13 protein-coding genes and 1 CRISPR repeat array are annotated in these 13,013 nt (G+C 37.1%); of the genes, 4 read left to right on the top strand and 9 right to left on the bottom strand.

What is annotated here, in order from left to right; translation table 11 throughout:
- The first annotated feature begins 41 nt into the window (after nucleotides 1-41).
- Together WAE64_RS18100 and WAE64_RS18095 are read left to right on the top strand one after the other, a co-directional pair.
- Nucleotides 42-221, top strand: coding sequence for a hypothetical protein (locus WAE64_RS18100; protein WP_340238995.1), 180 nt, complete (start codon nucleotides 42-44; stop codon nucleotides 219-221).
- Between the two features lie 9 nt (nucleotides 222-230).
- Nucleotides 231-1,862 (top strand): recombinase family protein, encoded by a 1,632-nt coding sequence (locus WAE64_RS18095; protein WP_340238993.1) that lies wholly within the window; start codon nucleotides 231-233, stop codon nucleotides 1,860-1,862.
- On the opposite strand, the gene WAE64_RS18090 is transcribed toward WAE64_RS18095, so the two are convergent.
- Nucleotides 1,813-2,433, bottom strand: a complete 621-nt coding sequence (locus tag WAE64_RS18090) for a hypothetical protein (protein WP_340238991.1) — start codon at nucleotides 2,431-2,433, stop codon at nucleotides 1,813-1,815. The genes WAE64_RS18095 and WAE64_RS18090 overlap by 50 nt on opposite strands.
- A 531-nt stretch (nucleotides 2,434-2,964) precedes the next feature.
- On the opposite strand from WAE64_RS18090, the gene WAE64_RS18085 reads away from it, so the two are divergent.
- Both WAE64_RS18085 and WAE64_RS18080 read left to right on the top strand, forming a co-directional pair.
- Nucleotides 2,965-4,134 (top strand): Fic family protein, encoded by a 1,170-nt coding sequence (locus WAE64_RS18085; RefSeq protein WP_340238990.1) that lies wholly within the window; start codon nucleotides 2,965-2,967, stop codon nucleotides 4,132-4,134.
- A 235-nt stretch (nucleotides 4,135-4,369) separates the two neighbouring features.
- A complete protein-coding gene (locus WAE64_RS18080; protein ID WP_340238988.1) occupies nucleotides 4,370-4,909 on the top strand; it encodes a 3'-5' exoribonuclease domain-containing protein in 540 nt (179 codons plus the stop codon).
- Nucleotides 4,910-4,952: 43 nt separating this feature from the next.
- A CRISPR array of direct repeats spans nucleotides 4,953-6,635; the repeat unit is 37 nt; unit sequence GTCTCAATTCTATCTACTCTGAATGATGTATTTGTAT.
- Nucleotides 6,636-6,726: 91 nt separating this feature from the next.
- Here WAE64_RS18080 and cas2 read toward each other — a convergent pair.
- From cas2 to WAE64_RS18040, 8 genes are all read right to left on the bottom strand, one after another.
- Nucleotides 6,727-7,023, bottom strand: coding sequence for a CRISPR-associated endonuclease Cas2 (gene cas2, locus WAE64_RS18075; protein WP_340238986.1), 297 nt, complete (start codon nucleotides 7,021-7,023; stop codon nucleotides 6,727-6,729).
- A gap of 49 nt (nucleotides 7,024-7,072) precedes the next feature.
- Nucleotides 7,073-8,053: a CRISPR-associated endonuclease Cas1 gene (gene cas1, locus WAE64_RS18070; RefSeq protein ID WP_340238984.1), complete on the bottom strand. Its 981-nt coding sequence runs from the start codon at nucleotides 8,051-8,053 to the stop codon at nucleotides 7,073-7,075.
- 32 nt (nucleotides 8,054-8,085) lie between these two features.
- On the bottom strand, nucleotides 8,086-9,144 hold the full coding sequence (locus tag WAE64_RS18065) for a reverse transcriptase family protein (protein WP_340238982.1): 1,059 nt from the start codon (nucleotides 9,142-9,144) through the stop codon (nucleotides 8,086-8,088).
- 62 nt (nucleotides 9,145-9,206) lie between these two features.
- The gene (locus WAE64_RS18060) at nucleotides 9,207-9,902 is read right to left on the bottom strand and encodes a CRISPR-associated endonuclease Cas6 (RefSeq protein WP_340238981.1); all 696 of its coding nucleotides are present in this window, start codon (nucleotides 9,900-9,902) and stop codon (nucleotides 9,207-9,209) included.
- An 18-nt stretch (nucleotides 9,903-9,920) separates the two neighbouring features.
- Nucleotides 9,921-10,769: a type III-B CRISPR module RAMP protein Cmr6 gene (gene cmr6 / locus WAE64_RS18055; protein ID WP_340238980.1), complete on the bottom strand. Its 849-nt coding sequence runs from the start codon at nucleotides 10,767-10,769 to the stop codon at nucleotides 9,921-9,923.
- A 1-nt stretch (nucleotide 10,770) separates the two neighbouring features.
- On the bottom strand, nucleotides 10,771-11,136 hold the full coding sequence (locus WAE64_RS18050; RefSeq protein WP_340238978.1) for a hypothetical protein: 366 nt from the start codon (nucleotides 11,134-11,136) through the stop codon (nucleotides 10,771-10,773).
- Entirely contained in the window at nucleotides 11,133-11,975 is an 843-nt protein-coding gene (gene cmr4, locus WAE64_RS18045; RefSeq protein WP_340238977.1) for a type III-B CRISPR module RAMP protein Cmr4, read from the bottom strand. Before cmr4 ends, WAE64_RS18050 begins: the two co-directional genes overlap by 4 nt.
- Before the next feature lie 17 nt (nucleotides 11,976-11,992).
- Entirely contained in the window at nucleotides 11,993-13,012 is a 1,020-nt protein-coding gene (locus WAE64_RS18040; RefSeq protein WP_340238975.1) for a type III-B CRISPR module-associated Cmr3 family protein, read from the bottom strand.
- Between the last annotated feature and the right edge of the window lies 1 nt (nucleotide 13,013).

Genomic DNA, 13,013 nt, shown 5'->3' with positions numbered 1-13,013 from the left:
CCCCTCACCAATTATACAAACAAAACTTGAGGTGAGGCTATATGAGTGATGACATGGCAAGACCCTACATTAATCCTCAATCGGAGGCTTATGGCAGGGTAGTAAAACAAGTAAAGAATTTGTATGAGCATAAAATTACAGAAAAAGAAGCCCATGAAGCGGCTCGAAACCTGATTAATTTCTTTCAGATTTTGCTTGAGATGAAGCAGCAAATGAAGTAAAATATAGGTATGAGTAAACAATCATCTCATTTCGGAAATACAGATAAACCTGCTATCAAAGCTGTTATTCTCACACGGGTATCTTCCAGAGAGCAAGAGGAAGGGTATTCTATCGAAGCGCAGAAACACCGTTTACAAACCTACTGTGAGCGACGTGGACTAAAAATAGAAAAGATATTTGAAGTAGTAGAATCATCTACCCAAGGCGAACGCACGCAGTTCATGGAAATGATTAAATTTGTCAAAAGCTATCGGGAAACGATTGCGATTGTGGCTGACAAAGTAGATAGAGTTCAGCGTTCTTTCAAAGAATATCCGATGCTTGATGCCCTTATTCAGGAAGGCAAGATAGAACTGCACTTCAATACTGAAAACTATATCATTCACAAAAACTCAGTCAGTCAGGAAAGGCTCATGTGGTCGATGGGCGTTATTATGGCTCAATCGTATGTAGATAACCTGCGGGATAATGTGAAACGCTCTATTGACCAGAAAATCCGACAAGGCGAATGGATTGCATTAGCACCCTTGGGTTACTTGAATGTCAAAGATATGCGAGGGCGTAGCGATATTATTATTGATGAGCAAAGAGCTGCTCATATCCAGAAGATATTTGAATTATATGCCACCGGAAGCCATACCTTGGAAGAAATCCGGCAGTATTGCAAGAAACAGGGGATAAGAAATCGGGTGGGGAAAAAAGAATCCCTGACAAGATCACAAATCCACCAGATTATTAACAATCCTTTTTACTACGGCAGAATGATGATTAAAGGGCAATTATTTGACCATCGCTATCCACCACTCATTTCAAAAAAGATATTTGACCAATGTCAGGCAGTATTGCACGGCTGGAAAAAGAAACCCTTTAAATGGGGAGGTAAAGAATTTATCTTTCGAGGGCTGATTAAATGTGCCACTACCGACAAAGTAGTTACGGCAGATACCAAGAGAAAGACGTATACCAACGGCAAAATAGCAGAATGGACATACCTGCGCTGTGGAAATCCTGAAAATCCTGCAAAGGTGATGTGGGTAAAAGAGGAAGAAGTGATTAGGCAAGTCGAGCAAATCCTGAAAAGTATCCAGATTCCGAGAGAGGTACTGGTAGAAATCAAGGATTATATTCGTGAGATTCAACAATCAGAGGAATTATTCCTTAGCCGTCAATTGGCTGAATACCAAAAGGAACACACTTTGATTCAGAATAAAATCAACAGCCTTGTGGATTTGCTCTTAGAAAAGACGATTGATAAAGCTGATTTTGACAGGAAAAAAACGCAGTTACGGGAACAGCAGATAGACATTGAGAACTTTATTGCTGCTCATCGTCATGGGGATGATGGCTTTAAAGATGCTTTAATTTCAATCATTTCTATTCTGTCCGAGGCTTATGAAGTATTCAGAGGTTCGCAAATTGCTCAAAAACGGCAACTACTCAATATTGTGTTTGCGAACCTGACTTTGAAAGGCGCAACCCTTTGTTATGATTTAAGAAAACCCTTTGAATTATTCATAAATGTACCCAATATAGAAGAATGGCGACCTTTAGTTGATAGTGTGCGAACCTGTCCTGATTTACGGTCATTAATCATTGAAAACACACAGCATACAATTTCTTTCCTAACTCACTTACATTAAATCCAGACCCATATCTCCAAGCGACACCCAAAGAAAATAATAAGGGCTCAAGTTTACCATCACTGTAATTTTTAATTGGTTCTCCACTATCAAAATATATTTTTAATGCTTTTAAGGCTGGTATAGAACCGTATTGAATTATGAGAGATAACTCCTCAAATTCTTGATGTGTAACTAATCCTTTTGAACCAGCAACTATTAGTTTCCCTAACATATACGCTTTTAATGGCTTTTCTGCCTCTAGCAAAATTGCCAATGTTGTATCAAAAAATTCTTCAGCCCATTCAGAGTTTTCTTCAATTCTTTCTCTATATTTTTGAAGTAACATATCGTCAGAATCTTTGAAGGCCTTTAAAAAATCGTAGCAATTCCTTCTTAATCTATACATTTGATAATTATCTTTTATTTTAAGAGCTCCTACCGCCCATGAAACAATAGGTATATTATCCAAAATTTGACTTTCAGAAAAAAAGCTTAATACCTGATCTGTTATTTCAGTAAGTATTTCTGTAGCACCTGTAGCTGTTTCAAACACTACGGGTAAAGGAATATCTTCATTATTTTGATTCATTCTCACGTCTCTCCTTTATAAGATTATTTGCTGATAATGAGCTATTATCTAATAGTAGCTATTCTGAAATCTTGCTTAATTAACTTCAGCAAAGTTTAACAACTAACAATAAGGAACTAAAGAATGACTCAAAAAAATACTTTACAACAATCATCTGTCTGGAAAAGCCTTTGATAAAGTAATAGATCACGTCCGTAAGCTTTATGATGGCAAAATATCTGACCAAGAAGCTTTTGAAGCAGCCAATAACTTAATCTCTTTTGTTGAAATCCTAATGGCAATGAAAAAGGCACAAGGTAGAAATACAGATCAAGAACCACAATAAATAAGACTTTTGCAAACCAAGTCCACAACTTGGTTTGCAATATATTTCAGTTGTTTAATTTATGGTTTGTTAATTCCCATTTTGACGACTGTTAAATGTTGAAGCCACCAAATGTTAATTCCAGTAGTATATAAATATCTTGTAAGATATTGAATTATATTATATTATAATAAAAATTGTTAATTGTTACAGGTCATGGGTTTTAAATGCAAGAAGCTGCTTTCCGTCATTATCCTCTTGAATTGCTGAATCCGTCATTTGAGTCGCCTTTAGTAGATTTGGTAACCGAACTTGAATTACTGCGTAAAAAACGCCTGACCGGTTCCACAAACCCTTACATCTTTTTTCAGTTAAAAAGCCTGTTCCACATCCTTGAAAGTATCGGGTCTGCACGGATCGAGGGAAATAATACAACAATAGCAGAATATGTTGAAACAAAACTAGAAGATCGCCAGGACGATACCCCATCCCATATTCTTGAAATTCAGAATCTTGAACTGGCAATGGATTTCATTGAAGAAACCATTGATGACACGCCAATAAATAAAGCGTTTCTCAGCGAACTGCACAAAATGATTGTTTTTAACCTGCCCGTCACAGGAACCGCAGAGGGCGATCGCACACCTGGGGAATACAGAAAAGCCAACATTAAAATAAGCAAGTCACTGCATTTACCTCCCGACTATACAAAAGTCGATGAGTATATGGACGAATTGTTGGCGTTTATAAATACTGATCACCCTCCTAAATATGCTCTTTTAAAAGCAGCTATTGCGCATCACCGTTTTGTATGGATACACCCTTTTGGCAATGGTAATGGACGAACCGTTCGACTCTTTACCTATGCCATGCTTATAAAACTTGGATTTAATGTCAGAAACGGCAGACTCCTAAACCCAACGGCCGTGTTCTGTAATAACCGTGATAATTATTACCGCCATCTTGCGGAAGCGGATCAGGGCACGCCCGAAGGACTTGAGAAATGGTGCTTGTATGTGCTCACTGGATTAAAGGAAGAAATAGAAAAGATCGATCGCCTTCTTGATTACGACTTCCTAAAAACCAACATCCTGCTTCCCACAGTTTCAATTTCTCTTGAAAGACAACTTATTACGGATACAGAAGCAAAAATTTTAAGACGAGCGATAGAAAAACAAGTTATTCAGGCAGGGGATTTAAAAGACATCTTTGCAGGAAAACATGGTTCGGAAATTTCCCGACAGATCAGCCGACTTGTCGAGAAGAAAATGCTTCGACCCCATAGAAAGCAAGCGAGAAAATATCTGGTCAGCTTTGACAACAGCTATTTACTGCGTGGCATTGTAAAAACTTTAAATGATAACGGGTTTTGGGCCGATAATGAGAAAAATCTCTAACTCATTAAGCACAGTACAAGGATTGGCGACCCCTAATTGACAGTGTGCGAACCAATGCAGAGCTACGGTCATTAATTGTAAACGTTGCAGATACACTTTCAACATCAGAAATAAAGCAATATTTTGTATAGTGCGCTCTATACCATATTTTTACAAAATACTCTGGCTTTAATTTTGTTTTTTTCTAGCGTAAGCATTTTTGTTCTAATACTCCAAATCTTTCAGAGACGTATTTATGAGGATTTTTTTTGACACCGAATTTACAGGGCTACACCAGCAGACAACTTTAATTTCAATTGCGTTGGTAAGTGAAAATAATCAAATATTCTATGCTGAGTTAATTGATTATGCAACCGGACAAGTAAACGATTGGATTGAGCAAAATGTTATCAGGCATTTATTTTTGACTGACAATGTTTTTGACGAAAGCAAGACATTTATTAAAGGAGAAAGTAGTTTTGTAAAAAAAGCATTGGAGGAATGGCTGGGTAAGTTTGAAGAGGTAGAAATATGGGCAGACGTGCTAGCTTACGATTGGGTTTTATTTTGTAATCTTTTTGGTGATGCCTTTGGCATTCCTAAGAATATCTTTTTTATCCCTTTTGATTTATCTACGGGGTTTAAGTTGAGAGGGCTCGACCCTAATATTAATCGGGTGGAATACGCAGATAATTTTTCAGACGCTCTTATTGATTTCCCTTTGCAAAAGCATAACGCACTCTATGATGCCTTACTGGTAAAAGCCTGTTATCAAAAACTAATGCGCTCGAGCTAACCCTATCTATCTACATATATTTTAGCCAGCATTATTTCTTCCTGTCTCAATTCTATCTACTCTGAATGATGGATTTGTACACCATTTCTGTAAGGCACGTAGATTTAACATCACTATGTCTCAATTCTATCTACTCTGAATGATGTATTTGTATACCTTGATGGTGGCACTTGTGTTAAACGCTGCTGCGTCTCAATTCTATCTACTCTGAATGATATATTTGTATGTTGAGCGCAACAACACTCTGCGTGTAGATGCCTTGGCCTCAATTCTATCTACTTTGAATGATGTATTTGTATTGTTTAAAACCAACCGGAACCCCGGGGTATTTGTCTCAATTCTATCTACTCTGAATGATGTATTTGTATCTTCTGGCCACACAAACGGTCAGATGATTTTATAAGTCTCAATTCTATCTACTCTGAATGATGTATTTGTATAATCAAGTGCTTGGAAAAAAATAAAAATACAAGTCTCAATTCTATCTACTCTGAATGATGTATTTGTATTTTGTCTACACGCATTTAATGCATGGACAAAAGAGTCTCAATTCTATCTACTCTGAATGATGTATTTGTATAAATTAATTTCGCTCAGGCAAAAAATTTCGCAAAGTCTCAATTCTATCTACTCTGAATGATGTATTTGTATGCTGAAGTTTTGTACTTCAATTATAAAAAACGAAAGTCTCAATTCTATCTACTCTGAATGATGTATTTGTATACAAAATAAAAGAAGAATCAGAATATTCACTATGTCTCAATTCTATCTACTCTGAATGATGTATTTGTATCGTATGTATACGATGGTATCAAAGGCTTGGTCCTGTCTCAATTCTATCTACTCTGAATGATGTATTTGTATTGCCCGTCAACTACGTCCTCTAATGGATATAGCTAGTCTCAATTCTATCTACTCTGAATGATGTATTTGTATATAAAACTCCGCAACGCCAAGGCGGTGCAGTTGAGTCTCAATTCTATCTACTCTGAATGATGTATTTGTATTCTTACAGAACGCTGGCTTTATGCTCACACCCGTGTCTCAATTCTATCTACTCTGAATGATGTATTTGTATTCTAGGACTAGTCCTAAGCACAGGTCTTGGTCTACAGTCTCAATTCTATCTACTCTGAATGATGTATTTGTATCCTTATGAGTCGAGGAAATGACTCAATGTCTTATGGTCTCAATTCTATCTACTCTGAATGATGTATTTGTATATTGATGCAGCGAGTGCTGCTGCTCTACTACTTAAGTCTCAATTCTATCTACTCTGAATGATGTATTTGTATATTGCACTGGTGGTTGCTATTTCACTTTTTGAATTGTCTCAATTCTATCTACTCTGAATGATGTATTTGTATAAACAACAACTTGAACGGCTAAAAGAGCCGTACAGAAGTCTCAATTCTATCTACTCTGAATGATGTATTTGTATTGCGTGTAGCCGAGGGAACGACGCTATACCACTTGTCTCAATTCTATCTACTCTGAATGATGTATTTGTATGAAACTTATCCTACCAATGTCAGCACACCCTAAGATGTCTCAATTCTATCTACTCTGAATGATGTATTTGTATAATTCTTGGAGGCGAAAACGTAAAAAAGACAGTGTCTCAATTCTATCTACTCTGAATGATGTATTTGTATAAGCTTCTGCTTGACATGAACCAGATGGAGATGAGTCTCAATTCTATCTACTCTGAATGATGTATTTGTATCCTGATGTTGTATAAATGGTTGATAGACAGGATGTTTGATGGGGTGTATTCGGTTGCGTAATATGCCATTTTATGCATCAGAGTTAAAAAGCTAAAAAAACATGGTTAGTTTATTACCTGCCAGATATTCCCAGTCAAGCGGTTCAGTTGCAAAATGTTCAATGGCCGTTAGCATATCATTATGCAGCGGGATATTCAGCAAGCTATGCTTTTTATCTTTCTTTACCTGTGCTTGTAGCCATTCGGTGGTTTCTGCATACTGCGTGTCAGAGAGCGGCCCTATAAAAAGAGAGTATTGTATTCTCTCTAATCCTGTTGCCAAAAGCCTTTTGGCAATACGCTGGCGTATCGAATCGTTTTCTAAATCATAGGCAATTAAATAAAGCATAGATTAAAATGTTTATTGAAATTTACACAAAAATTTTCATCGGGCAAAATCAAACAATTTTTTCATTTATTTTATCAACCAGATCGCCTGCCAATCGATAAATATGATTTTTACGTATAGCTCTATTATTCTCTAATTCGCCTGATTCAGCCAAAAAAGTATTCAATAAAGGTATCAGAAATTGCTTTCCCTTTTGAGCAAGCCAGATACCTCCTTGTTTGCTTTCAAAAAAATCAGGTTTTATTTTATCAGCCAGAACATTCTCAACCACCAATCTATCTACCCAGGGTCTGAACGGCTCAATGAGGTCATAGCTGAGGGTAGGTTTATCATATTGGTCGGCATGAAGAATGCCCAGATAAGGGTCAAGACCCACGCTGAAAAGAGCCGTTTCTATATACGTATAAAGCATTCCGTATAAGTAATTAATGGCTGCATTAAAGAAGTCCTGCGCTGGGTTGCGGTTTCGGTTTTCAAAAGTAAAATCAGTAGGCATACAGTCTGCGATTGACTGCCAGTATGCTCTGGCAGCTATGCCTTCAATGCCCATCAGAATTTCTGCCACTTCTTTCAAAGGCTCATTCTGGTAATACACTAGCTTGTCAGATTGTTGTTCAATCAGGGTAATGGCTTCAGTAAGAGATTTTGCTTGTGCCATTTTTCTGTCTTTCAGAAAAACAAGTAAGTTTTTTTGCTGATACAACTTGATTCTGAATAAATGAATTGCCCATTGTGTGGCAGCTAAATGCTCTGTAAAAAAAACTTGTTTTCGACGGAGCGTAGAGAGCCTTCCGAACGAGGCACTCCAAAGCCTGCCTTCAACTCTTCCAAAGCCATCAACAAAATAAATCGGGATGCTTTCTTTAATTGCCAGTCTGATAGCTGCTGTTGTTAATACGCAATGCGTACACACAACAATACTACTGATTTTCTGTGGAGCAATCAGTCTTTCATGTTTTTCAGTTTGCAAATGAAAACATCTGTTTCTTTGCCTGATAACAATTCCTTTTGTATCCAATAAGAGTTGCATCGATAGAAAGGTTTAGAAGTTGAAAATCCCGTTCATTTGCGTTTAGGCTTCCAGTCGATATAACCTATTTCAAGCCAGCTAACCGGGTCATAATTGGCCGCAGGATTTTGAGCTTTTTCATAGAAGCGAGCCATATCCTGATAATCTTGGTGGGCATTGCCCAAAATAAACCGCATAAACTCGAGGTGGCCTTCAATCTGCTGTTCAAATTTTTTGACCCAAGCCGATTCCTCTTTTCCGGTTCTGTAGTTTATTTCCTGTACATGTGCTAATTTTTGTATTTCTTTGGTAAGGTTTGCTACGTAGTCATCGGGCAAACCTATTGTATCGCTTACTTTCAGACCCGTTACGGTTTTGGGCATTTCAGGTGAAAAAATCCTGACCTTGTTTTCGTTAAAAACATAATTGTAGAGTTTGCAAATACCTTTGATTTCGAGCAAATGCTCATTCGTAATGGTATTATAAGACGAAAAAGTAAGATCATCGGCATAGCGTGTGTAAACCCACTTGTGCTTTTTTGAATAATCAAGCAAATCATAATCGAGCCCAATTGTAGCAAAATTAGATAATACTGGCGAAGTAGGTGCACCCATAGGTAGCCTACCCTTATAGGTGGTCAGGTTTGTTAGAAGCAGCGCAAGGTCTTCCTGAAAATCAAATGGCGAACACAAGAAAGTTTCGAATACTTCCTGCTGAGATACCTGATGAAAAAAGTCAAGAAAATCGGCATTCAGCATCCAGGGTCTACTAATGTGGCATTGAGCATTGGACAGTAAATTACGAATCTCGGTTTTGTCATCATCATCGTCAGCCAATTGAAATGCATAGGCAGCCGAAGTTCTTTTGAGGTAGTAACAACATTGGAGGTAATAATTCAGCTCTCTTTGAATTGCTTTCAGATTTTCCTCGGGGTCTTCTAATAGCCTGAACCCGCCTTTCTTTTTAGGGATTTTAAATTCATTGTAGGAGGGATTACTGGCAAAAAACTCAAGGGCAAAAACCTGTGTTTTTAGCAAATAAGCTAATTCATCAACAGTTTTTACCTGACAAAAGATATTCTGGGCAGTTTGTTGATAGGAATATTGAGCCATTGTCTTAAATTTTAAAAATCCAATACGTCAAAGAACTCAATTGTGAGGATTCAAGATGATTATCAGTTGTTTTGACTAACCGAAACGGTTTTTATTGTTTTTGAATTGATAGAGGCAGAAGTATGACACAACAAAACGCCTTTCCCTTTACTGACTCCCTTACCTAGACCAATATGTTGAGGCAACTGAATGTTGGCTTCAAAAGCTATATCAAAACTAAGCCGCCAAAGCTCTGCATTCTGAGTCGAGAATTTCTTATAACCCAATTCTTTCAGCGAGCCTATCAGTTTTACTTTTAATGATTTATCAGGTATCGCAAAACCAATTGCGCGGCAGAAGCCCAGGATATGCCCAGTAAGAATTTTCTGCAATAGTTCTATGCGTTCGATAAGCCCCTTGGTATTCTGCCAGAGTAGATAGTTCTCAGCATGAAAAGGCTGCCAGTTATAGAGGCTATATTGGGGTGTAGTGTCAAGCATTCTTATTTCGTCTCTCTGTACATCCATTTTTAACTGGGTTTCAGCCAGTAAGAGGGGCAATAGCTGCATCAATAGAGTTTCACCTTCATTAATACCCAAAAAACCATTATGCCTGTATTGAACCAATGGATATCGATAGTGCTCTCCACCTACTTCTTTATGGTTATGAAGTAATTCATGTTGCCACTCAGTCAGGTCGTTGAGCCAGCTACGCCACTGTTGTGGAGTTCGGTAGGGGAGGTTTTGAGGTTGGATGTTTAGGATTTTGATATTTGCCATGAGATAATAAATTAAGAGTTAGTTTGCCTTTGAGATCATGCGTCCATAGCCTACATTAGTTTTAGCACCAATACCTATAGTGCGTATAATCTCCATAAAGACTTTCTGTTTGATCTCTTTTGTAACAAAAGCATACATTTGACTACCTTTTATATCCATTTCGAAATGGAAAGTAACATTGGGCAGTATCTTCATAAACAATAAAGGCGTAGGGTTTTTTAAAGGCCCTGCTGTATGCGGCGTGATAGAATCATCGCCTATTATTTTTCGTAAGCTATTGCCCTCTACCAGTGTGGCATCAAAAAACAGGTCTCGCTGATAAATTCCCAATTGAATTGATCCTTCGGTTTTATGAAAAGATTTACCCTCAAAAATTTCAGACTCCAGTAAGTCTATATCTAAATCTAAGGCATTTTGCTCACTTAAACCTGCTTTGAAAAATAAATAGCGGATATAGCCTCTTTTTGCTTCTATTTTCTCAAGTTCATCTGCACCATAATCTTTCTTACTGTTGAAATTAGGGAAACAACTTCGCAAAGTGCCTTTTACACTGCTTCCAGGAATAACTGGTAACCCAGAGGTATAATCAAAATAAAAACCTAGTTTGAATTCTCCTTCTGCTTTAATACCGTGCCCATACCCAAGACCTACAGCAAGGCCAGGATAAACCGTAGTTAGGTCAAGGTTACCTTTGTTTTTTTGGGTACGGGTAAAAATAAAATTCTTAAATCGTTCATTCTGAGTAGAGAAGAAAGCATGGGTATATTCTGCTTCTTTTTTTCTGCTGAAAAGGAATTGGTTTGCACCATTATGCTTATAGTATTCTTTATTGAAAAGAAAACCTAAATTCACTTCGTTCTCATTCATGTTATTTTTCAATTTTATAAGTACGAATCATCATTTTTAAAGCAACAGAAGCATTCACCACTTCTTCTTTCAACATTCGTCTGGACGAAAGTCCTAACAATTCTGTATCCATTATTCTTTCAAATAGCATATTAAAATTAGAATTTGAATCCAGGGTTTTAGCAATGGCATCAATCACTTTTTTTCGATTTTCATCTTCAAGATAAACGGCAACTGTTGGTAGTAAATCAAGATTTATTACCATCGCCCCAAAACCGGCAATGTGACCTTCAATAACCCCTTTTTTAACAACGCCTTCCTCGTTAATTATTTTAGCATTAGCTAAAGCTGTATTAGCTGGTATCAGTAACTTATTTATGGCTCTCATGCTATTACTTTATTTAGGTTTTTAATTTTACAACGGCCATAGCCTACGGTGGCGTTACCACCAATCTGGACAAGTTGAGTGTTGTCTTCTAACGCCTTATCAAAAAGTACTTCCTCTGTATAATCATCAACAAAGAAATAGAAACGAGTCATTTTGGGCACTACTTGTTCGTACCAAAGATTCTGACTGATTCCATTATCAAGATGATTACGGGCTAAAACAGGCAAAGCATAATCTCCGCATTGATAAGCAAAATCTTCGTCAGAAAACAATACTATATCCTCACCTAAGATAGTATGTAGTTTAGAAAGCCTGAGATTATGATTGGTGAAGTTGATAAAATCTTCGATTTTTAAACCAGATATAGTTGATGGGGCTATTAATATAGGTTTTTCTGTTTCAGGTGAAAGGCTCGCAAGAGCTAAAAGGTCTTTTTTTAGATCGGTGTCAAGCTCGTAACCAAATTCATCTGAAAGAGAAAGAAACTTCTTCAAAACATAAGGTGATGTCGCAATAAAGTAGGGTTTCTTATTGCTCCGCACAGGTAAACCTAAAAGATGCCCCTCTGAAAAAACACAGTTTCCTTTGCCCTGGTCTATGTCTCCAAAAACTTTTTTAGATTTATCATTAGGTATTTTTTTCTTATCAATAGTCACTGACCACCCTTTTGCTTCCTCAAAAAACTCTCGTATTGCACCCTTGAGACTGGAAGCGTTAATATTCGGATACTGGTCAATGGCATCTCGCTGGACAAGGTTATCAATAACGCCATAGTTTGAACTACCTGCACCAACATGAAGATTGGATTGAGGTATGAGTAGATATAGGTTTGTTGTCATTGTATAAGAATCAGAAATTAACGTGCTTGAATTTGATAGTGATTATAACCAATGGTACGAAAGGCTATGCTTGCCTCAATGAGTTCAGTAACTTCAGTTATATCTTTGGGATAAATTACAGTACCTCTACTTAACAGATGATATTGATTACTACGATTAATGGATGTGTAGTAGTCTGATTGTTTATTTATATTGAATTTGAAAGGGACAGGCTTGTCGGTTAGTATAAAGGAGGAATAAGACTTCAGAACCCCCAAGTCTGGTATAAAGCAGTCGCTCAAGAGTACAATTTTATGATTACTGGCTTCCTTGGCTTTCAATAATTGATTAGTTGATTCAATAGTTTCAAAAATACCATTTGAAGGAGTTAATTCAATAGTAAAAGAAGATTCGGCTCCCAGAAATACGGTTTTGATTTTGCTGAATTCTATTTCTTCTGTTGTTTCGAGCTCAAAGCCAAAAGCAAATAAGCTTTCATAATTTATTTTTTCTTGTCGTTTAAAGCTTTTATAATTGTGCTTAAAAAAAGCATCGGGTTGGGTTTGTCCTTTTCTATCTTTGGCATTTCCTACTTGCGGGTTGTCTTTAAAAAAATCATCTAGTTTTTTTAAAGACTCAGAAGAATTATCGCTTGAGATAAAGTACTGAGATAAACCTTTTTTTGCATCATATCCATCTAATCTCAGAGTCTTGCTCTCAGACAACTTTAAAACAATATCTCCTTGTCTGTCGAGTCCGGCACTTAACCATACAGCCTGTTTCTCAAGAAGAAATACCGGTGAGATAGTTTTGATGATTCCATGACTAACAGCTTCGAGATCAAATCCTGTAGCCCCAACAAGCTTTTCTTTCTCTTCTTCTTCTTCTAAAAATCCACGCTCATTGAGAATCGCATAACGCAGCATACCTAACAATGCTGTTTGCTGTGGAAAATGTGTAGAATGAGCGTAGTAATTCTGGCGTTCCTGTGCAGTAAAAGTTCTGTCTCCACCAAAGAAAAACTTACTCCTGGGTTTTAATGTAACGAGGTATTTCATA

This window comes from Emticicia soli, from assembly GCF_037860775.1.
Taxonomy (GTDB): Bacteria; Bacteroidota; Bacteroidia; order Cytophagales; family Spirosomataceae; genus Emticicia; species Emticicia soli.
The sequence above is the reverse complement of the archived record's forward strand: the minus strand, read 5'-3'. Positions and strand labels throughout refer to the sequence as shown.

Excerpts from the sequence above, each read along its gene's own strand:
- WAE64_RS18100 (WP_340238995.1), top strand. The coding sequence starts at position 42 with ATGAGTGATGACATGGCAAGACCCTACATTAATCCTCAATCGGAGGCT.
- cmr6 (WP_340238980.1), bottom strand. The coding sequence starts at position 10,769 with ATGAATGAGAACGAAGTGAATTTAGGTTTTCTTTTCAATAAAGAATAC.
- cmr4 (WP_340238977.1), bottom strand. The coding sequence starts at position 11,975 with ATGACAACAAACCTATATCTACTCATACCTCAATCCAATCTTCATGTT.
- WAE64_RS18090 (WP_340238991.1), bottom strand. The coding sequence starts at position 2,433 with ATGAATCAAAATAATGAAGATATTCCTTTACCCGTAGTGTTTGAAACA.
- WAE64_RS18080 (WP_340238988.1), top strand. The coding sequence starts at position 4,370 with ATGAGGATTTTTTTTGACACCGAATTTACAGGGCTACACCAGCAGACA.
- WAE64_RS18085 (WP_340238990.1), top strand. The coding sequence starts at position 2,965 with ATGCAAGAAGCTGCTTTCCGTCATTATCCTCTTGAATTGCTGAATCCG.
- WAE64_RS18095 (WP_340238993.1), top strand. The coding sequence starts at position 231 with ATGAGTAAACAATCATCTCATTTCGGAAATACAGATAAACCTGCTATC.
- WAE64_RS18065 (WP_340238982.1), bottom strand. The coding sequence starts at position 9,144 with ATGGCTCAATATTCCTATCAACAAACTGCCCAGAATATCTTTTGTCAG.
- WAE64_RS18060 (WP_340238981.1), bottom strand. The coding sequence starts at position 9,902 with ATGGCAAATATCAAAATCCTAAACATCCAACCTCAAAACCTCCCCTAC.
- WAE64_RS18040 (WP_340238975.1), bottom strand. The coding sequence starts at position 13,012 with ATGAAATACCTCGTTACATTAAAACCCAGGAGTAAGTTTTTCTTTGGT.
- cas1 (WP_340238984.1), bottom strand. The coding sequence starts at position 8,053 with ATGCAACTCTTATTGGATACAAAAGGAATTGTTATCAGGCAAAGAAAC.
- WAE64_RS18050 (WP_340238978.1), bottom strand. The coding sequence starts at position 11,136 with ATGAGAGCCATAAATAAGTTACTGATACCAGCTAATACAGCTTTAGCT.
- cas2 (WP_340238986.1), bottom strand. The coding sequence starts at position 7,023 with ATGCTTTATTTAATTGCCTATGATTTAGAAAACGATTCGATACGCCAG.